Below are 18,322 nucleotides of genomic sequence, written 5' to 3'. Positions count from 1 at the left end.
AAGACTTACAGATAATGGAGAGACATCAATGATCAGATTTGGAGTGATCGGCGCCGGCCGCATAGGCAAGGTGCATGCCGCAACTATCGCGGCGAACCCGAAAGCGAAGCTCGCCTATGTGGCGGATGCCTTCAAGGCATCGGCAGAGGCGCTTGCCGCGCAGACCGGCGCCGGGGTTGCCGACGCGGAGGACGTCATCAACTCCGCCGACGTCGATGCGATCCTTATCGCGACACCGACCCCGAGCCACGCCGACCTCATCGAGGCGGCGGCACGCGCCGGCAAGGCAATCCTTTGCGAAAAGCCGGTATCCCTTTCGGTCGAGCGCATCAATAGCTGCCTCGACGTCGTTGAGAAAAACAGGTCGACCTTGATGATCGGCTTCAATCGCCGCTTTGACCCGAACTTCGCGAGTGTGGAAGCGCGCCTGCGCCGGGGCGATGTCGGAGCAATTGAAATCGTGACGATCACCAGCCGGGATCCAGCGCCGCCGCCTGCCGACTACGTCAAATCCTCCGGTGGTCTGTTCCGCGACATGATGATCCATGACTTCGACATGGCCCGCTTCCTCATGGGGGAGGAATTCGTCGTCGTGAACGCGCTGGGGTCGTCTCTCGTCGACAAGGCAATCGGAGCCGAGGGCGATGTGGATACTGCCGCCGTGCAGATGCAGACGGCTTCGGGCCGTATTGCCGTGATCACCAATTCGCGCCGGGCGACCTATGGCTACGACCAGCGCATCGAAGTCCATGGAGCTGCCGGCATGCTCGCGGCGAAGAATATCCATGCCACGAGCGTCGAGCTTTCCAATGCGAACGGCGTGAGCGGCGATCCTGTTCAATATTTCTTCCTCGAACGCTATGCACAGGCCTACGCCAACGAGATCAACGCCTTCATCGAAGCGATCGACAGTGGCAACTCCTCGCCGCGGCCAGGGGGGCTGGATGGGCTCCAGGCTCAGAAATTGGCGGAGGCCGCTACTGTGAGCTGGCAGACAGGCAGGCCAGTTGCCGTCAATTGACGTCATGGCGATGCAGTCCGGTCCATATCGCCCGCTGTATCGCCCATCCCAAGAAATGCGACGACTTATCCTGCGCGAAATGCATCTGCCACGGAGGTGCCAATGTCAGTCATGTGTCCTTTGAGAGATCGACGGCCTCAAACTTTTCAGGAACTGAAACAGTTCATCGCTGAGGGACGAATCTTCCTCCCGCACCAGGTGGAACAGGTGGCCAGGCGGATGCTTGAGCAGCCGGACATGATTGCTTTCGAGAGCGCTGCAGTAGTCGCAAAAAACTGCGGCGTTTCGCAAACGACAGTGATACGGCTGAGCAGCCTTCTCGGAATTGGATCGTACCGAGGGTTGAAGAAACTCTGTGCCAGCTATGTTCGAGAACGCTCCAAAGGCATATCGCACCCTCATTGAGTCCCTCAGCCGCCGTCGTGCAAGCGTCGATCCGGTGCGCTTCAACGGGTGAAGATGGTACCTGTGCCCCCGAGTTGCAGGCCGTTTCAGTGCTCCAGGCCGAGGCTCGTCTGCAGGCGGCTGATATAGGCTTCGAGGCCGCCGACCATATCGAAGCGATCGGGGTCACGCAGCCAGAGCATCTGCAGGCCGTCCATCACGGCGATCAGTTCGGCCGCCATCGCTTGCCCGTCGATGCCGGCATTGATCATGCCGTCGGCGGCGGCCCGCTCGAAAGTCGCGGCGATGTGCTTCTGCATCTCCGTGGTGCGATCGAGAAACCAGGCCTTGGCGGGGTGGTCCTTCATCAGGCTTTCGGCATTGAGGATGGCGAAGGCTCTGATGACCTCGATCATTCCGGCGTTGCGGCGGAAGATTTCGACCATGCCCCTGAGCAGGCCGCGAAGATCGGCGCGATAGTGGCCGATGAAATCGGCGCTATCGAGATCGCGCTTGGCGAGGATCGCCAGCAGCAGATCGACCTTGGTCGGGAAGTGATGCAGCAGACCCGGCAGCGACAGGCCGACATCGCGGGCGATGTCGCCGATCGCAGCGCTCTGATAGCCGTCTTCGGCAAAACGCCGCATCGCCGCGGCGAGGATCTCCGCACGGCGTGTCTCCCCCTTGCGGGAGCGGCGGCGGCGCCTTTCCTCCGCGACGTTCTGTTCCGACAATTCTGCCATCATTCCCCGGTACTGTCCTATGCTCTCCTTCCATACATCAGCTTTGCCCAATTGACATCTTAAAAATACCGAGTAATCGGTAGGTTTAAGAGCTTGCTTGGGAGGTTTGCATGATCGAATCCATTCTCGACCAGATGACGCTGGAGGAGCAGGTCTCGCTGTTGTCGGGCGCCGATTTCTGGACGACGGTTCCGGTCGAGCGTCTCGGCGTGCCGAAAATCAAGGTGACGGATGGACCGAACGGCGCGCGCGGCGCCGGTTCGCTGGTCGCCGGCGTCAAGGCGACTTGCTTTCCCGTCGCCATTGCGCTCGGGGCCAGCTGGAATCCCGAACTTATCCATCAGATGGGTGCAGCCCTTGCGCGCCAGGCAAAGAGCAAGGGTGCCGCCGTGCTGCTCGCGCCCACGGTCAATATCCATCGCTCCGGCCTCAACGGCCGCAATTTCGAATGTTATTCCGAAGATCCGATGCTGACTGCGGAACTCGCCGTCGCCTATATTGAGGGCGTGCAGGGCGAAGGGGTCGCGGCGACAATCAAGCATTTCGCCGGCAATGAATCGGAGATCGAGCGGCAGACCATGTCTTCCGATATCGACGAGCGGACGCTGCGCGAAATCTACCTCCCACCCTTCGAACAGGCGGTGCGCCGCGCCGGCGTTATGGCGGTCATGTCCTCCTACAACCGCCTGAACGGCACCTATACGAGCGAGCATCACTGGCTGCTGACCAAGGTGCTGCGCGAGGAATGGGGTTTTGGCGGCATCGTCATGTCCGACTGGTTCGGCTCTCACTCGACGGCTGAGACGATCAATGCCGGCCTCGATCTCGAAATGCCGGGCCCGGCGCGCGACCGCGGCGAGAAACTGGTTGCGGCCGTGCTCGAGGGCAAGGTCGATGCCGCGACGGTGCGCGCTGCGGCGCGGCGCATATTGGTTTTGCTCGAGCGGGTCGGCGCGTTCGAGAAAAAACCCGATCTCACCGAGCGGGCGGTCGACCTGCCGGAGGACCGGGCACTGATCCGGCGTCTCGGCGCGGAAGGCGCCGTGCTTCTGAAGAACGACGGCATCCTGCCGCTTGCCAAGACCTCGCTCGATCGCATCTCTGTCATCGGCCCCAACGCTGCCAGCGCGCGGGTCATGGGCGGCGGCAGTGCGCAGATCGCGGCGCATTATACGGTGAGCCCGCTCGAAGGCATTCGCGCGGCTCTCTCCAATGCCAACAGCATCAGCCATGCCGTCGGCTGCCGCCATAACCGGCTGATCGACGTGTTCAAGGGAGAGATCACGGTCAAGTATTTCAACGGCCGCGGCTGCAAGGGCGATCCGCTGCACGTCGAAACGGTCAACAAGGGCGAATTCTTCTGGTTCGAACTACCGTCGGGCGAGCTCGATCCCGCCGCTTTCTCGGCCCGCATGACGATGCAATTCGTGCCGGAGGAGAGCGGCGAGCATGTGTTCGGTATGACCAATGCCGGACTGGCGCGGCTCTTCGTCGACGGTGTACTGACGGTCGACGGCCATGACGGCTGGACGCGCGGCGAGAACTATTTCGGCACCGCCAACGACGAACAGCGCGGCACGTTGATGCTTGAGGCTGGCCGGTCATATGAGATCACCGTCGAGTATGAACCATCCATGGCGACAGAGGAGGGCATCAACCTCATCGCTGTCCGCTTCGGCGTCGAAAAACCGCCTGGCGAGGCCGACATCGAGTCGGCCGTCGAAACTGCCCGTAATGCCGATGTGGCGCTTCTCTTTGTCGGCCGCGACGGCGAATGGGATACGGAGGGACTGGACCTGCCCGACATGCGGCTGCCGGGCCGACAGGAGGAACTGATCGAGCGGGTTGCGGCCGCCAACGCCAACACGGTGGTGGTGCTGCAGACCGGCGGCCCGGTGGAAATGCCCTGGCTCGGCAAGGTTCGCGCCGTGCTGCAGATGTGGTATCCGGGGCAGGAACTCGGCAATGCCGTCGCCGACGTGCTGTTCGGCGACGTCGAGCCGGGCGGACGCCTGCCGCAGACCTTCCCGAAGGGGCTTGCCGATAACGCCGCCATCACCGGTGATCCCGCCGTCTATCCCGGCAAGGACGGGCATGTGCACTATGCCGAAGGCGTCTTCGTCGGCTACCGTCACCACGACAGCCGCGCCGTCGAGCCGCTCTTTCCTTTCGGTTTCGGGCTTGGCTATACGCGCTTCAGCTGGGACAAGCCGCGACTGTCGGTGAGCGAGATGGATGCTGACGGCGTGACCGTCAGCGTCGACCTGACCAATATCGGCGATCGGGCGGGGTCGGAACTGGTTCAGCTTTATGTGCGTTCGCCCAAATCCAAAGTGGCACGGCCGGACAAGGAACTGCGCGCCTTTGCCAAGCTTTCGCTGCAGCCTGGCGAAACGGGCACGGCGGTCCTGAAGGTCCTGCCGCGCGATCTCGCTTACTTTGACCCTGAGGCCGGTGCCTTCCGGGCAGAGCCGGGTGACTATCAGCTGGTTATTGCAGCCAACGCCATAGATATAAAATCCGTGGTCGGTCTGCGGTCACCGGCCAGCTATCTGTTGCCGCCGTCGCACGCGTGATTGCCTACCGTGGTGATGCCTCTGCTTGTCATCAGATCTTCTCCCAAAATCTTCCATCAGTTGAAGAACATCTTCAGGTGCCAAACGATTTAGGTGAACAAAAACAGCCTTCAAGAGGCCGTGGGCTGGCCCGAAATCCGTGTCAAATTTTTTTTGACGCACCTCTTGAATCGAAAAAACATGCAAACCAGATCATGCTCGTCGGCTGCGCAAAGCGGGCCGGCAATCAGAGTGGAGACGCAGGTTTGCGACGCGTCTCCACCCCATGTTGCTTTACGGAGGATATGGCTATGAGAAACGAACTTGACTTCGCTCCCCTTTACCGGTCCAGCATCGGCTTTGACCGTGTCTTCAACCTGCTGAACAATGCGCAGCGGCTGCAAGCGATCGACGCGTGGCCGCCCTACGACATCGTCAAGACGGGCGAAGACGATTACCGCATTCAAATGGCGGTTGCTGGTTTCGCCGAGGCCGACCTCGAAATCACCCAGGAGCGGAACGTCCTTGTGGTAAAAGGGCAGAAGGCCGAAGCGAAAGACGGCGAGTACCTGCATCGCGGCATCGCCGGGCGTACATTTGAGCGCCGCTTCGAGCTCGCGGATCACGTCAGGGTCGAGAATGCCTCGCTGATGAATGGTATTCTCTCGATCGCGCTGAAGCGTGAAGTGCCTGAAGCCATGAAGCCGCGCAAGATTGCCATTGGAGATGGCTCCTTTCAGCAGGCGCCTCTTCAGATCGAAGCCGAGCGTCAGGTGGCTTAAGGAGAGCTTCTTCATGAAGTCTCGGATGAAGCCGTTTATCGTGCAGATAAAGAAACGTCGCGGAAGCATCGCGAAGGATGCGGGAAAGCCTCTGCTTTTGAAGCAACTAGGCAAGCTCCGCACCGCGACCTCGGTTCTTGAAGCACGAACCTGAACAGGACTTGCACAGCAAAAGGGCCGGCGCCGCGTGGCCGGCCCTTTATAGTGGAAGCAAGTACGCTTCCCCGATCAGGCCGCGTCCGGCTCAGTGCGCAGATTGGTGACGACGCGCCGGTTTTGCACCTTGCAGGAGCGGTCCGTGCAGTCGCGAACCTCTCGATCGTTCCCATAACCCTTGGCCCACATCCGCTTCGGGTCGACTCCCTTCGAGGCAAGATAGGCCATCGCCGCTTCGGCGCGCTTCTGCGACAGCGTCTGCATTTTCGATGTGGAGCCGGAATCGTCGGCAAATCCCTGCAGCTTGAGCAGCCAGGTCGGGTTCTTGTTGAGCCAGTCGGCCTGGCTATCCAATGTCGCCATCGCAACGGAATCGAGGGCGGCGGAATCCTGCTTGAAGTAGATCCGCCGGCCGACATTGAGGATGAAATCCTCTTCGCTGCCTGTCGCCACATTCTCGAATCCCGGCGCCGGATCGTTGGTCTGGCCGGTCATCGGCGCCGCAGTCGGCTCTTCCAGGGAGGCGATCTGGGTGGTGGAGCAGGCGGCAAGCGCCAGGAGCATGGCCGCGGCGAGAAGGCGGCGCGTATAACCGGTCATAGCAGACATCGGGGTAAGATTCCTTATTCGACCGGGGTTGTTTGGCTGATTTGGGTGGTGCTTTCGGCCTGGTCGGCGATATGCGGCAGAACCTGCACGGCCGTGCCGATCGGGCAGCGCTGATAGAGATCGATGGCGTCTTCGTTGAACATGCGGATGCAACCGCTGGAGGCGTCCTTGCCGATGCTCCATGGCTCCAGCGTGCCGTGGAAGCGATAGCCGGTATCGACGCCGTCACGATGCAGATACATCGCGCGAGGCCCGAGCGGATTCTTCGGTGAGCCGCCCGCGACGAATTCGGGCAGTTCAGGATGGCGCTTGCGCATCTCCGGCGGCGGCGTCCAACGCGGCCAGAGCGATTTGGCGTCAATCGTGGCGCGACCGAACCATTTGAAGCCCTCGCGGCCGACGCCGACCCCATAACGGATGGCGGTCTTGTTCTCCATGATCACGTAGAGAAAATGGTGCCTTGTATCGACAACAACCGTGCCGATCGGCTCGCTGCTGAAATATTTGACAACCTGACGGTGCCACCGCTTGTCGATTTTGGCGAAATTGGTGCTGCGAAACGTCACACCATTATCGACGGCCGGGCCGTCAAAGTAAGAAGATGCCGCGGCGACCGCCGGTTTGTGAACGGCGCCAGTCCCAAGCAACGCCAATCCACCAAGCACAATACTCCTGCGGTTCCACATCATCGGCCAAGCTCCCCCTGAAAGCCAACAAGCGAAGCGCCAGTAAACCAGATTTTTCATTTGCCTCAATAGAAAACTCCGCGCCCGATCAAGATCGATATGGAGTCGAGGGCCTCTCGGATCTCTATTGCACCGGCCGTTACTCGGCCTCGGATCATATTATACCAATTCCGCACCGGATCACTGGAAGGGGTAGAAGGGGGCAGCCCTGTCCTTCTGTCGAAAAGTCGGGCAGCGCCGGCGGGTCGCCTAGTATCATTCGCAGCCCCGGCATTCCCACGATTGATCGGTTGTATCAAAAGAATTGTCTATCCCAGGCAGCACCTGTTGCGTAGGTTTCACACGACTCTCTTACTGGAATCTTCCCATTTTGCCGGATTCCCTCATGCTGTCGATCATCAGTGCCAAGAGCGCAAGCAAGACATTCAGCCAGCGGGTGCCGCAGCCAGGCCTGGTCGGGGCGCTACGCAACTTCATCGCGCCGGTGACGAAACCTGTGCATGCCGTGGAGCAGATTTCCTTCACGATAGGGGCGGGGGAAGCAGTCGGTTATCTCGGCCCGAACGGTGCGGGAAAATCGACCATGATCAAGATGCTGACCGGCATCCTCATGCCCACCTCCGGCGAGGTCAGCGTGCTCGGTCGCCGCCCTGTCGAGGATCGGATTGCCAATGCGCGTGAGATCGGCGTGGTTTTCGGACAGCGTACCCAGCTGTGGTGGGATCTTCCCCTTGCCGAGAGCTTCGAACTGCACCGGCGTATCTATCGGGTGCCGGATGTGGCCTTTCGCATCAACAGAGCCGAGCTCGTCGAGATGATGCAGCTGTCCTCATTCATCGAGCGGCCGGTGCGTCAGCTCAGCCTCGGCCAGCGCATGCGCGCCGAAATCGCCATGGCGCTCATGCATGAGCCTAAAATCCTGTTTCTCGACGAGCCGACCATCGGGCTGGACGTTGTTGCCAAGGATGTCGTCCGCAAGTTTCTTGCCCGCACGAACAGAGAACGCGGCACGACGATCATTCTGACAACGCACGACCTGCAGGACATCGAGGAAATCTGCCCGCGCCTGATCATGGTGGACGAAGGTCGGCTTCTGTTCGACGGTCCGCTGGCGGAATTGCGCGTAACTTTCGGCGCGAGACGGCGGTTGACGCTGGAGTTTGATGGCGAACCCGGCGCAGTCTCATTGGCGGGAGCCGAGCTGCTCGGCGGAGAGGGAGCGGTACGCGAGTTTCTGCTGGCAGACGATGGACGTTCCCTGATCGATCTGATGGGCGCGCTGACCGCCAGGGCCGCGCTTCGCGACGTTCGTCTGCACGAGCCCGGCATCGAGGAAGTGATCCGCACCCATTATCAGGCGAGGGGGTGACATGCGGAGCTTTGTCGCTTTTGCGGTGGCCGCCGTCCGCCAGCAGACCGGCTATCGTGCCGAAATCCTTTCGATGGTCCTCGGCGCCATCATCGAAGTCTTCGCCCGTATTTCGATATGGAAGGCCGTTTATGGCGGGCAACATGCCGTGGCCGGCGTTACACTGCCGCAAATGATTGCCTATGCCATAATCGGGGCTACGTTGCTGTCGAACTGGGATGCTGCACTGGTCGTGCGGGAAATCGGCGCGGCGATCCGGACCGGCCAGATCGGCAACACGCTCATTCGGCCGGCGAGCTTTCCGGTGATGCTGTTTGCCGAAAATCTCGGGCCGCGGCTCTTCAACTTCGCCGCCGTCTGCACGCCGGTGATCATCATATTCTCGCTTCTATATGGACTTTTGCCACCGGCGAGCTTGGCGCATGGCCTTCTTTTCATCGGATATGTGGCCGTCTCCACAACACTGCTTCTGCTGATCTCGATCCTGTTTGGCCTTCTGTCCTTCTGGGTGTTCGACGCACATTCGCTGGAATGGTTCATGCGCGGATTCGGGGCGCTCCTGTCTGGCGGGCTTGTGCCGCTATGGTTCTTTCCGCCGGTGCTCGCCGAAACCGCCCACGTGCTGCCCTTCGCCTGGATCACCTATTATCCGATGGCCGTCTATCTCGGTCAGCTCGATCTCGTCTCTTCCCTGACATATCTGGCCGTCGGGCTCTGCTGGATCGCCGGCCTCGTCGGTCTGATCGCAGCGCTGTGGTCCCGCGCCTGCCGGCGGATTGTGGTGCAGGGAGGCTGATCATGCAGCAAACGCTGGCACTCGCCTGGTATCTGATGCGGCTGCGTATGCGGACCCGGTTGCAATATCGGGTGGCACTAGCCCTTGCCTGGGTCTCGCAGGGTTTCGGTTACGCCGGCGCCTTCGCCTCGCTTTGGATCATCCTCACGCGATTCGGCGGCATGGGCGGATGGCGGTGGCAAGACATGGCTCTGCTGCTCGGTTTCCATACCCTGGGGTATGCCCTCGGCGCATGCTTCACCTTCGTGCAGCTGCGCCGAATGGAAGAAATGGTCAGGGACGGCGAGTTTGATACGTTGCTGACTAGGCCAATCAATACATGGGCGTTTTTATCGTTCTCCGGTTTCAATATCGAGTATGGCAGCCATGTCATATTGGGCGTGGGGCTGATGGCGTGGGCTTTGCCCAAGGTGGCGATCGACTGGGGCCTGCTTACCATATTGCAGCTGGTCGCCAGCATTTTCAGTGCCGCGCTTCTGACCGGCGCGGTCATCACCCTGATCGGCGCAACTGCGCTGGTGGTGCGCCGCGCGCGCTATCTTTTCGGCATATATTTCGACTTTTGGGAACTCTCCCGCTACCCTATAACGATCTTTGCCGCGCCGCTTCAATTTCTGCTGCTTTCCGGCTTGCCTTTTGCCTACATGGCCTATGTGCCGGTCGCCGCTTTGATCGGAAAGCCGGTTCCTTACCTCGGTGATGCGGCAGCCCCCGTGGCCGTCGCCGTGGGACCGGTTGCCGCCTTGATTGCCGCCGCCTTCTGGCGCTTTGCGATCCGGCGTTATCAGCGTGCAGGCGGCTGATGCCGCAGCTGGACCGTTAGTCCTCTGCGCTTGAAAATGCGCCTTTACATCTCGACGCTGCGTGCAACTTGTTCGGGAACGCCGAACATTCAAAAATCATCGATTAAAAGATGACAAAAATAATCACCTTATGTTGACAAGGCTGTCTTCGCTCCATAGGTTCCGCGCGCATCTATGACGTAGGGACCAAGCAATGGCGCGTGTTTTTTTGAATGTTTCTAATAATGTATCCCTATTTGCCACGACGGCGATCGTCCTGACCGGCATCGCGGCATCGCCGGCTTCCGCCCAGAGCGCGACCACTGGCGACACTGCGACGACGCTGGAACCGATCGTCATCCAGGGTGCAGCCTCTGATAGCAAGACAGACAGGACGTCGGTCACCGCCAAAAACAGCGCCGGCGCGACCAAGATCAGCACGCCGCTCGTCGAGACGCCGCGTTCCGTGTCGGTCACCACCGAGAAGGAAATCGAGCAGCGCGGCGCGCAGACGGTCATCGAGGCGGTGCGCTACACCGCCGGCGTGACGACGGGAACGAGCGGCTTCGACCCGCGTTTCGACCAGATCTACATTCGCGGCTACAACGCCACGACGGTCGGTGACTATCGCGACGGATTGCGCCAGCCCTACATCAATTACGGCATGTTCCGCACGGATCCCTATCAGCTGCAGCGCGTCGAGGTGATCAAGGGACCGGTTTCCGTTCTTTACGGTTCCGGTTCGCCAGGCGGCCTCGTCAACAAGATATCGAAGCTTCCGACCGAGGAGCCGATCCGCGAAGTCGGCATTACCAACGGCACCAAGGACCGGGTGCAGGGGATGTTCGATTTCGGTGGGCCGATCAGCGAGGGCAACGACGACTTTCTCTATCGCATCGTCGGCGTCGCCCGCCGCGGCGACACCAATTTCGACATTGCCGACGACCGCTATTTGCTCGCGCCGTCCTTTACCTGGAAACCCGACGAGGGCACGACTTTCACGGTGTACGGTCTGGCGCAGGCCGACGAGACCGACGCCAACGTCGGCGCGATCACGACGCTGGACGGCCGGATCCTCGACATCAGGCAGAGCGACCCCGACTACGACCACCAGAAGGTCAAGCAGCAGCAGGTCGGCTATCAGTTCGAGCATGAATTCGACAACGGCCTGACCTTCCGGCAGAACCTGCGTTATTCGCATCTCGATCTGGAGGCTCGCTACCTCGGCGTTACCGGCTGGAGCGGGACCGTCGCGCATCGCGGCACAAATGCGATACGGGACGAAATGAACGTTTTCCAGATCGATAACCAGCTCGAGGCGAAGTTCGATACAGGCCCGCTTGCGCATACGATGCTGTTCGGGCTCGACTACACCAATCTCCAGTCGAGCTTTGGCTACGGCGCCGGAGCCGCAGATCCGGCATTCGACTTCGATATCGCCAATCCGACCTATGGAGTCTCGGGCGCTACGCCGGATTATAATATATTGGCGTCCGATGCGGATATGCGGCAGCTCGGCATTTACGTCATGGACCAGATCGAGGTCGGAAACTGGCGCTTCAACCTCGGCGGTCGGCAGACCTGGGTGAACCAGACGCGAGATTCGACCTTGCCCACGGTCAGCTCGGAGGACGTCGACAAAAATGCCTTCTCCGTTCAGGCCGGCGCGCTTTACCTCTTCGACAACGGCATCGCGCCCTTTGCTTCCTACGCGACCTCCTTCGATCCGGTCACCAACCGATCGAGAGCCAACACGATTCTTCCGCCGACCAAGGGCGAGCAATTCGAACTCGGGGTGAAATACCAGCCCCCCGGCTCCGACATCCTGCTCTCGGCCGTCGCCTATCACATCGTCGAACAAAACAAGCCGAGGCTCGCCGACCCGCTGACCTTCGCTTACGACTCCCAAGGCGAGGTGACGGGAAAGGGTATCGAGCTTGAAGCCCGCGCGGCAATCGCCGACGGCCTCGATATTATTGCCGCCTACACCTACAACGACTCTGAGATAACCGGGGGCAACAACGTCGGAAATACTCCGGCCGTCACCCCGACCCATATTGCGAGCCTGTGGGCGAATTATACCTTCCAGGAAAGCAACCCCTTCAACGGCCTGTCGATGGGCGCCGGCGTGCGCTACATCGGCGAGACCTGGACGGATGTCGCCAACACCTCGAAGAATTCCGCAACTTTCTATGTCGATGCCGCCCTCGCCTATGATTTCGGCGCCGTCGACAAGAAATATGAAGGCCTGACGGCGGCCTTCAACATCCGCAACATCGGTGATGAGCGCGAAACTGTCTGCGAAGAGGGCTTCTGCTACCTCGATCAGGGTCGCAACATGACCGGCACCCTGAAGTATCGGTGGTAGCACCATGGCGGCAGAGATGAACGGGGCGGTCTCGCGCCCATCGATCGCCGGTCATCCTGTCGCCCACCAGGCCGTCGATCTCGACGGCCTGGTGGGTGATGGCCCGTTCTCTTATTGCCGCGGCAAGCTGCTTGCCTCTCCGCCACCGGCGGTTTTGGTGGTCTCCTGCAAGGATCTTGGCGACCCGGAAGTCTTTGGCGGGATCATCGCCCGCTATGCCGAAAAATTTCCCGGCAGCGACCGCCGCGCGATCGTGTCCATGTGGACGCTCTATTATTTCAGCATGCTGACGATCGCGCCGAGTGTCCACATGTTCGTGAACCGCGTCGCCCTGCCGCTGGAAATCGACCGGCTTTCGCTCGTGTACAATGCTGAGACGGGCGAGCCGGAAGCCTTCGTGATGTCCGACAGCCCGGAGCTTGCCACCGATCCGGCCGGTGAGCTTCACCGCCTGATGCTCGGCCATGCCGAGCCTGTCATCACGGCGATTGCCGCCAATGCCGGCGTGGCGCCGAAGCTTCTCTGGAACAATGTTGCGGCCTATCTCTCCTGGATCCTCAAAGAGATCGCTCATCGCCACGAGCCCGCCCTCGTCGAAGGCGGTCTGGCGCTGCTGAACGATGCTGAGTGGCCGGGCGGCGGGCGCAATCCGATGTTCGGCATGATCCGTATGGCGCGCCAGCAATGCGGGCTGGAATTCGCTCGCCGCAAGGTCTGCTGCCTGCGCTATAACCTGCCGGGCGTCGGCGGCTGCGGCGAGGCCTGTCCGCTGCCGGACGGGCGGCATTAATCTTCCCAACCGCAGTCTAAATAATCGCCGGCTGCCTCTCATTGCCGGCCATCCTTCACGCCCGCCGGCGCAGAACGAACAGCAGCATCGGTGCCCCGACCAGGGCCGAGATCAATCCCGCAGGGACCTGGTAGGGAAAGGCGACCATGCGCCCGGCCCAATCGGCGGTGACGAGCAGGGTCGCGCCGATGAGGGCGGCGGCGAGCAGTTGGATGGATGGCCGGCGAAAGCCGAGCCCGTGGGCAAGGTGCGGCGCCATTAGGCCGATGAAGCTCAAGGGGCCGACGACGAGCGTGGCTGCGGCGGTCATGATCGCCGAGAGCCCGAACAGGATCGCGCGCGCGGGAACGATCCTCAGGCCGAGTTCGCTTGCGGCCTCCGGCCCGAGTTGCAATAGCGCAAGCCATCTGCTGGCGAGAAAGGCCACGATAAGACAGGCAAGCGCAATCAGCATGGCGCTTGCCGCAACGTTGTTGTCTACAAAATAGGTCGAGCCCGACATCCAGCGGATCAGCGCCAGGCCGCGCGGGTCGCCGCTGGCCGCCAGCACCCCGATTCCGGCGTCGAGGATCGCGCCGAAGGCGATGCCGGCGAGCAGCACGCGGTTCGGGCCGAAGCCCGAACGGGCGCTCAAGAGGAAGATCAGCAGCAGAACCGCAAGCGCGCCGCCGCCGGCAAAGGCAAGCTGGACGGTCAGGCCCGGCGCGGCGAAGGCGAACATGGCGGCCGCCACGCCGAGCGTTGCTCCCGCCGAAACGCCGAGCACCTCGGGACTTGCCATTTCGTTTCCGGTTAGCCGCTGCAGGATCAGCCCGGTCACGCCGAGCACGGTTCCGGCGCCGAAGGCGGCGGCGACGCGCGGCAGGCGAAGGGGAAGGATGTCATCCCAGGCGGCGGCCGACAGCCAGGCCCAGCTTCCGTCCGGCGCGCGGCCGAAGAAGATCGCTGCCGCTGCGAGAGCGGCGACCGAGATCAGCAGCAGGCCAAGGGATGCCGTTCTGTTGGCGGCTGCCACTCTTGATGAAACCATACCGGGCAGCGCGCGGGTGGCGGTGGCAAGGCGCGGTAGAAGCGCAATCAGGATCGGTCCGCCGAGCAGCGCGGTTACTGCCCCCGTCGGCACGAAGTCGCCGGGAGCAACGAGCTTGATCGCCTCATCGGTCAGAAGAAGAAGCCCGGCGCCGGCAATGGGCGACCAGATCAATTGGCTGACGACACGGCGTGCGCCTGCCAGCCGGACGATCTGCGGGGCGACCAGCCCGATGAAGCCGATGACGCCGACGGCACTGGTGACGAGGGCGCTCAGCGCAATTGCGATTGCCAGGATGACGCCGCGGGCCCATTTGATCGGCAGACCGAGGCTTGTGGCGCCGGCATCGCCGAGCTGGCTCAGCGCCAGCGGCCTCGCGGCGAGAAAGGCAAGGCCGGCGAGCAGGGTGACTTTGGGCAGCAGCGATATCGGGATCGCCCAGCTTTGCTGCGACAGCGATCCGGCGCCCCAGATAAAGATCCCGGAGAGATATTGATCGTTCATCAGGATGAGAATGGCTGCCGCCGCGCCGCACCAGAGGCCGATGATCATGCCCGACAGGATGAGGGAAAAGGGCGAGAAGCCGTGCCGGGCGCTGATCGAGAAGATGGCGAAGGCGGCAGCAGCACTTCCGGCAAGCGCGACCGCGTCGCGGCCCCATCCCGTCAGCGACGGGAAGGCGAGCATGACGGAGACCAGCGCCAGATTGGCGCCTGTGGAGATGCCGAGCGTCGTTGGCGAAGCCAGCGGATTGCGCAGCACCTGCTGCAGGATCGTGCCCGACAGCGCGAGGGCGGCGCCGGTGATCAGGGCCGTGGCCATGCGCGGAAGCGTCGAATAGAGAAGGAGAAGGTGCTGCGCGTCGTAGCCGCCGGATGTCTCCAGATGCGGCAGCGACGGCAGCAGGTCGAGCAGAGCCAAGCCGAGGCCCGAAAACAGCAGCAGCGCCGCGAGTACGGGCGCGCCAAAGCCGGAAATTTGCGCTTTCATCAGGCGGCAGTCTCCAGAACATCGACCATCAAAGTCGAAAAACGCAGCGCTTCCTGGACCATTCCAAACATCAGCACGCCTGGAACGACTGAGATTCGCTGGCGCCGGACGAAGGGGAGGCTGGTCCAGAGCGGGCTTTCGGAAAGCCGGGTCAGGACATCGGGCGGAAGCAGCGGCGAAACGACGACAAGATGCACCTCTTCATCGAGTTCGGCGAGCTGTTCCAGGCCGATCGTCTGAAATCCCCAGTAGCTCGCCTCGCCCTTCCAGGCGTTCTCGAGGCCGATCCGGCGCATGGCGCCGCCGTAAAGTCCGGGGCCGCCATAGATGCGCGCATGCCTCTGGTCGATGAAGTTGATGACGGCGACCGGGCGCGCGGACAGGCTTTTCATCCGGTCGCGCAGCCGGGCGAAGGTGGCGTCGGCGCGGGCGAGAAATGCCTCCGCTTCCCTCTGCCGCCCGATCATGGCGCCGAGACGCAGTGTTTCGGCGTAGGAGCGGTCGAGCGCCTCGCCATTCTCGGCATAGACGGTGAAGCTTTCCACAGGCGCGATCCGGGACAGTTTTTCATCCATGGCTGCAAGAAATGGTGTGCTGAGGATGAGCGATGGCCGGAGGCTTGTCAGGACTTCGAGATTGATCTCGGCGGTGGTGCCGATATCGACGACGCCTGATGGCATCGCCGGCTCGACCACCCATTCCGGCCAGTTCCTGAGGGAAGCGATTGCGCGCGGAACGCTGCCGAGCGCCAGCATCGTCGACGCCAGCCCATAGTCGAGCGAAACGATGTTGGCATCGCCGGCGCGCGCGATGGCGGGCGCGCCGGTCATTGCCAGCGCGCCAAGAAGAAAGTCTCGTCGTCTCAAAGCGCGGTCCTGCTTAGCTGCGTCTCCATGATCGGTTTGACCATGAACAGGCACGGATGATCCTCATGCCAGAGTTTTGGAAAGACTTCGGCCCTGATGAAGCCGGTCCGGTCATAGAAGCGCCGCGTCGCCTCGAATTGCGGTTCGTCGCGGCCGCGCGGCGCGAGTGTTTTAACCGTCAGCAGCCGGGCGCCCGATTCATGGGCGAAGCGTTCGGCTGCATCGACGAGATGGCGTCCGGCGCCGCGGCCGTGATATTTGGGCCGGGTCGCAATCAGCGCGATCTCGACGGCATCAGGCAGGTGCGGTTTCAAGGCGATCAAGGCGGTGACGACATCCGCTTCGATATAGCCGTACACCGGCAGTTCCTCGACCGCCTGGGCGCTTGCCTCGATGACTTCGGGTTCCGAAAACCAGTCCGGCAAAGCCCCCATGATCGATCGGCATAGCTCCGCCTTGCCGGTCAGAATCTCGACTGTTCGTCCCATCTTTTTCTCGCCTTCGTTCGGTCGATTTAAAACTTGACTCCTGTTATCACCTTAAAATAGACACTGCAATCACATCGTGTAGCTTCCTGCGATAAAGGAATGCCAAGACAGCACCGACCAGCAACGACAGAGCCTGATTTTCCATTTGTAAAAAGGGTACAGGACAATGCGAGCATCGCATCGTGATGTGAACGGAAATGCCGTGGTCAACGCCATGATCGAAAACAAGGATAAGCTCCTCAAAACGATTGAAAGCGTTGTCAAATCAAGATCATATTCTGAGGATATATTTCAGGACGGAGTGATAAAAGCTTACGGGGCCAAAACCGACGACATCCGTTGCCCGATCGGTTACGCATTTCGGATGGTGTATAATCTCGCCCTCGACGAGAGCCGCCGACGACGCCAGCAGGTGAACAGCTATAGGTCGATTGACCAGGTTCAAGAAATGACGGCGCCCATCCCCACCGTTCTCGATCAACTGGTCGCCGCAGAGACCCTGCGCGATGTGCTTGCCTCGCTCGAGGCGCTACCGAAGCGCACCAACGACGCCTTCATCCGCCATCGCCTGAACGGCGTGCCGCAGAAGGATATCGCGGCCGAACTCGGCGTCTCCAGAACCCTCGTCAACTTCATGATCAAGGCGGCGGAGCAGCATTGCCACCTGGCAATCGCCGAGCCCGGCCGCCCCGATCACGAGCGCCTGCGGGATATTACCGCTTCGCGGCGTCCAGCGCCTGCTGCAAATCGCTCCACAGCAGTTCCGGTTCTTCCAGCCCAACAGCAAAACGTATCGTCTGCTCGCTCACGCCGAACCGGATGAATGTGGTCATCCGGTCAGGGATCTGCAGCGCGACCTTGGCCGGAACGACCAGCGTTTCCGGTCCTCCCCAGCTGACGCCGAGACGGATCTCGCGAAGCGCGTTGACGAACCGTGCGACATCGATATCGGGCGTGAGATCAAAGGCGAATAGCCCGGCATAACCCGTGAGCGTCGCCCGCCCGGGATGATCCTGAAAGGCCGGGTGGCGAACGCGCGCGATGTCGGGATGCTGCTTCAGCCGTTCGGCGAGCAGAAGCCCGCTGCGCTCATGCTCCTTGAGGCGCACACGCAGCGTGCGCATGCCGCGCAGCAGCAGCCAGGCCTCGAAGGGCGAGAGCTTGGCGCCGACATAGGGATAGGAGATTGAATTGATCTTCGCGATCGCTTCCTTCGTGCCGACGACGACGCCGGCGACCGTATCGCTATGGCCGCCGAGATATTTCGAAGCGGCGTGAATGACGATATCGACGCCATGCTGGATCGGTTTCTGGAAGAGCGGCGTCGCCCAGCTATTGTCGATGATCGTCGTGACGCCGGCCTCCTTCGCCATGGCTGACAGCGCCACGATGTCCTGAAGCTCGAAGATGAAGGAAGACGGATTTTCGAGATAGAGCAGCTTGGCGCCCGGCAGCGCCTTGCGCACCTCGTCATGGTCGGAGGGATCGACGAAATCGACGGTGACGCCGAGCCTGCCGAGCAGTTTCACCAGAAGGCGGTAGACGTCATTATAGAGATGGCGGACGGCAACGACGCGGTCGCCCGCTTCCACCAGGCTGAGAATGGTCGCGGTGATGGCGGCCGTTCCGCTGGAGAAGGCGCGCCCGTCTTCGGCGCCCTCGAGGCGGGCAACCAGCAGCTCGAATTCGCGGACGGTCGGATTGTCGCCGCGCGAATAGATGAAGTTGCGCGTCCGGCCGGCGAAGACATCCTCCATCGCCTCGTAGCTGTCATAGGTAAAGAGCGAGGTCTGGAAGATCGGCGGCGAGACGGCGTTGAAGGCGGCCGGATCGACGGGCGTGAAGAGATCGTCGGCGGCCGCATGGGCGCCAAGGTCGCGGGGGCTGAACGACTGGTTCATGAAAAT

Annotated in this window: 16 protein-coding genes; 9 read left to right on the top strand and 7 right to left on the bottom strand. The window is 61.5% G+C overall.

Annotated elements, in window-relative coordinates:
* The first annotated feature begins 28 nt into the window (after positions 1-28).
* Positions 29-1,021, top strand: a complete 993-nt coding sequence (gene iolG / locus C4N04_RS26025; protein ID WP_040112406.1) for an inositol 2-dehydrogenase — start codon at positions 29-31, stop codon at positions 1,019-1,021.
* A 491-nt stretch (positions 1,022-1,512) separates the two neighbouring features.
* On the opposite strand, the gene C4N04_RS26015 is transcribed toward iolG, so the two are convergent.
* A complete protein-coding gene (locus C4N04_RS26015; protein ID WP_040112564.1) occupies positions 1,513-2,148 on the bottom strand; it encodes a TetR/AcrR family transcriptional regulator in 636 nt (211 codons plus the stop codon).
* Between the two features lie 110 nt (positions 2,149-2,258).
* On the opposite strand from C4N04_RS26015, the gene C4N04_RS26010 reads away from it, so the two are divergent.
* Both C4N04_RS26010 and C4N04_RS26005 read left to right on the top strand, forming a co-directional pair.
* Positions 2,259-4,724: a beta-glucosidase gene (locus tag C4N04_RS26010; protein WP_106797387.1), complete on the top strand. Its 2,466-nt coding sequence runs from the start codon at positions 2,259-2,261 to the stop codon at positions 4,722-4,724.
* A 290-nt stretch (positions 4,725-5,014) separates the two neighbouring features.
* Positions 5,015-5,485, top strand: coding sequence for an Hsp20 family protein (locus tag C4N04_RS26005; protein ID WP_009993043.1), 471 nt, complete (start codon positions 5,015-5,017; stop codon positions 5,483-5,485).
* Positions 5,486-5,713: 228 nt separating this feature from the next.
* On the opposite strand, the gene C4N04_RS26000 is transcribed toward C4N04_RS26005, so the two are convergent.
* Both C4N04_RS26000 and C4N04_RS25995 read right to left on the bottom strand, forming a co-directional pair.
* Positions 5,714-6,250 carry an OmpA family protein gene (locus tag C4N04_RS26000; RefSeq protein WP_106797386.1) on the bottom strand — a complete coding sequence of 179 codons (537 nt, stop codon included), beginning with the start codon at positions 6,248-6,250 and terminating at the stop codon, positions 5,714-5,716.
* 14 nt (positions 6,251-6,264) lie between these two features.
* Positions 6,265-6,939: a L,D-transpeptidase gene (locus tag C4N04_RS25995; protein WP_040142165.1), complete on the bottom strand. Its 675-nt coding sequence runs from the start codon at positions 6,937-6,939 to the stop codon at positions 6,265-6,267.
* Between the two features lie 382 nt (positions 6,940-7,321).
* On the opposite strand from C4N04_RS25995, the gene C4N04_RS25990 reads away from it, so the two are divergent.
* From C4N04_RS25990 to fhuF, 5 genes are all read left to right on the top strand, one after another.
* Positions 7,322-8,305: an ATP-binding cassette domain-containing protein gene (locus C4N04_RS25990; protein ID WP_106797398.1), complete on the top strand. Its 984-nt coding sequence runs from the start codon at positions 7,322-7,324 to the stop codon at positions 8,303-8,305.
* 1 nt (position 8,306) lies between these two features.
* The gene (locus C4N04_RS25985) at positions 8,307-9,101 is read left to right on the top strand and encodes an ABC-2 family transporter protein (RefSeq protein ID WP_040112401.1); all 795 of its coding nucleotides are present in this window, start codon (positions 8,307-8,309) and stop codon (positions 9,099-9,101) included.
* A gap of 2 nt (positions 9,102-9,103) precedes the next feature.
* Positions 9,104-9,904 (top strand): ABC-2 family transporter protein, encoded by an 801-nt coding sequence (locus C4N04_RS25980; RefSeq protein ID WP_106797385.1) that lies wholly within the window; start codon positions 9,104-9,106, stop codon positions 9,902-9,904.
* 193 nt (positions 9,905-10,097) lie between these two features.
* Positions 10,098-12,251 (top strand): TonB-dependent siderophore receptor, encoded by a 2,154-nt coding sequence (locus C4N04_RS25975; RefSeq protein ID WP_106797384.1) that lies wholly within the window; start codon positions 10,098-10,100, stop codon positions 12,249-12,251.
* 4 nt (positions 12,252-12,255) lie between these two features.
* Positions 12,256-13,041: a siderophore-iron reductase FhuF gene (gene fhuF / locus C4N04_RS25970; RefSeq protein WP_106797383.1), complete on the top strand. Its 786-nt coding sequence runs from the start codon at positions 12,256-12,258 to the stop codon at positions 13,039-13,041.
* Positions 13,042-13,096: 55 nt separating this feature from the next.
* Here fhuF and fhuB read toward each other — a convergent pair whose 3' ends face one another.
* Genes fhuB through C4N04_RS25955 form a run of 3 tightly spaced genes read right to left on the bottom strand, consistent with a single transcriptional unit; the run spans position 13,097 to position 16,415 of the window.
* Positions 13,097-15,061, bottom strand: coding sequence for a Fe(3+)-hydroxamate ABC transporter permease FhuB (gene fhuB, locus C4N04_RS25965; RefSeq protein WP_106797382.1), 1,965 nt, complete (start codon positions 15,059-15,061; stop codon positions 13,097-13,099).
* Positions 15,061-15,891, bottom strand: a complete 831-nt coding sequence (locus C4N04_RS25960; RefSeq protein WP_106797381.1) for an iron-siderophore ABC transporter substrate-binding protein — start codon at positions 15,889-15,891, stop codon at positions 15,061-15,063. Before C4N04_RS25960 ends, fhuB begins: the two co-directional genes overlap by 1 nt.
* Positions 15,892-15,923: 32 nt before the next feature.
* The gene (locus C4N04_RS25955) at positions 15,924-16,415 is read right to left on the bottom strand and encodes a GNAT family N-acetyltransferase (protein WP_106797380.1); all 492 of its coding nucleotides are present in this window, start codon (positions 16,413-16,415) and stop codon (positions 15,924-15,926) included.
* A 166-nt stretch (positions 16,416-16,581) separates the two neighbouring features.
* Here C4N04_RS25955 and C4N04_RS25950 point away from each other — a divergent pair, with 166 nt between their 5' ends.
* Entirely contained in the window at positions 16,582-17,238 is a 657-nt protein-coding gene (locus C4N04_RS25950) for a sigma-70 family RNA polymerase sigma factor (RefSeq protein ID WP_106797379.1), read from the top strand.
* Here the strand turns inward: C4N04_RS25950 and C4N04_RS25945 are convergent.
* Positions 17,129-18,316, bottom strand: coding sequence for a PLP-dependent transferase (locus C4N04_RS25945; RefSeq protein WP_106797378.1), 1,188 nt, complete (start codon positions 18,314-18,316; stop codon positions 17,129-17,131). The genes C4N04_RS25950 and C4N04_RS25945 overlap by 110 nt on opposite strands.
* Positions 18,317-18,322 lie beyond the last annotated feature (6 nt).

The sequence above is a fragment of the Rhizobium sp. H4 genome (genome assembly GCF_003013335.1).
Taxonomy (GTDB): Bacteria; Pseudomonadota; Alphaproteobacteria; order Rhizobiales; family Rhizobiaceae; genus Rhizobium; species Rhizobium sophoriradicis.
Note: the sequence above shows the minus strand (reverse complement) of the source record. Positions and strands in the feature narration are given on the sequence as shown.

Bases quoted from the DNA above. Each gene is read 5' to 3' on its own strand.
- C4N04_RS25950 (WP_106797379.1), top strand. From the start codon at position 16,582: ATGCGAGCATCGCATCGTGATGTGAACGGAAATGCCGTGGTCAACGCC.
- C4N04_RS25980 (WP_106797385.1), top strand. From the start codon at position 9,104: ATGCAGCAAACGCTGGCACTCGCCTGGTATCTGATGCGGCTGCGTATG.
- C4N04_RS26010 (WP_106797387.1), top strand. From the start codon at position 2,259: ATGATCGAATCCATTCTCGACCAGATGACGCTGGAGGAGCAGGTCTCG.
- C4N04_RS25990 (WP_106797398.1), top strand. From the start codon at position 7,322: ATGCTGTCGATCATCAGTGCCAAGAGCGCAAGCAAGACATTCAGCCAG.
- fhuB (WP_106797382.1), bottom strand. From the start codon at position 15,061: ATGAAAGCGCAAATTTCCGGCTTTGGCGCGCCCGTACTCGCGGCGCTG.
- iolG (WP_040112406.1), top strand. From the start codon at position 29: ATGATCAGATTTGGAGTGATCGGCGCCGGCCGCATAGGCAAGGTGCAT.
- C4N04_RS25960 (WP_106797381.1), bottom strand. From the start codon at position 15,891: ATGACCGGCGCGCCCGCCATCGCGCGCGCCGGCGATGCCAACATCGTT.
- C4N04_RS25995 (WP_040142165.1), bottom strand. From the start codon at position 6,939: ATGATGTGGAACCGCAGGAGTATTGTGCTTGGTGGATTGGCGTTGCTT.
- C4N04_RS25955 (WP_106797380.1), bottom strand. From the start codon at position 16,415: ATGGGACGAACAGTCGAGATTCTGACCGGCAAGGCGGAGCTATGCCGA.
- C4N04_RS25975 (WP_106797384.1), top strand. From the start codon at position 10,098: ATGGCGCGTGTTTTTTTGAATGTTTCTAATAATGTATCCCTATTTGCC.
- C4N04_RS25945 (WP_106797378.1), bottom strand. From the start codon at position 18,316: ATGAACCAGTCGTTCAGCCCCCGCGACCTTGGCGCCCATGCGGCCGCC.
- C4N04_RS26000 (WP_106797386.1), bottom strand. From the start codon at position 6,250: ATGTCTGCTATGACCGGTTATACGCGCCGCCTTCTCGCCGCGGCCATG.
- C4N04_RS26015 (WP_040112564.1), bottom strand. From the start codon at position 2,148: ATGGCAGAATTGTCGGAACAGAACGTCGCGGAGGAAAGGCGCCGCCGC.
- fhuF (WP_106797383.1), top strand. From the start codon at position 12,256: ATGGCGGCAGAGATGAACGGGGCGGTCTCGCGCCCATCGATCGCCGGT.
- C4N04_RS25985 (WP_040112401.1), top strand. From the start codon at position 8,307: ATGCGGAGCTTTGTCGCTTTTGCGGTGGCCGCCGTCCGCCAGCAGACC.
- C4N04_RS26005 (WP_009993043.1), top strand. From the start codon at position 5,015: ATGAGAAACGAACTTGACTTCGCTCCCCTTTACCGGTCCAGCATCGGC.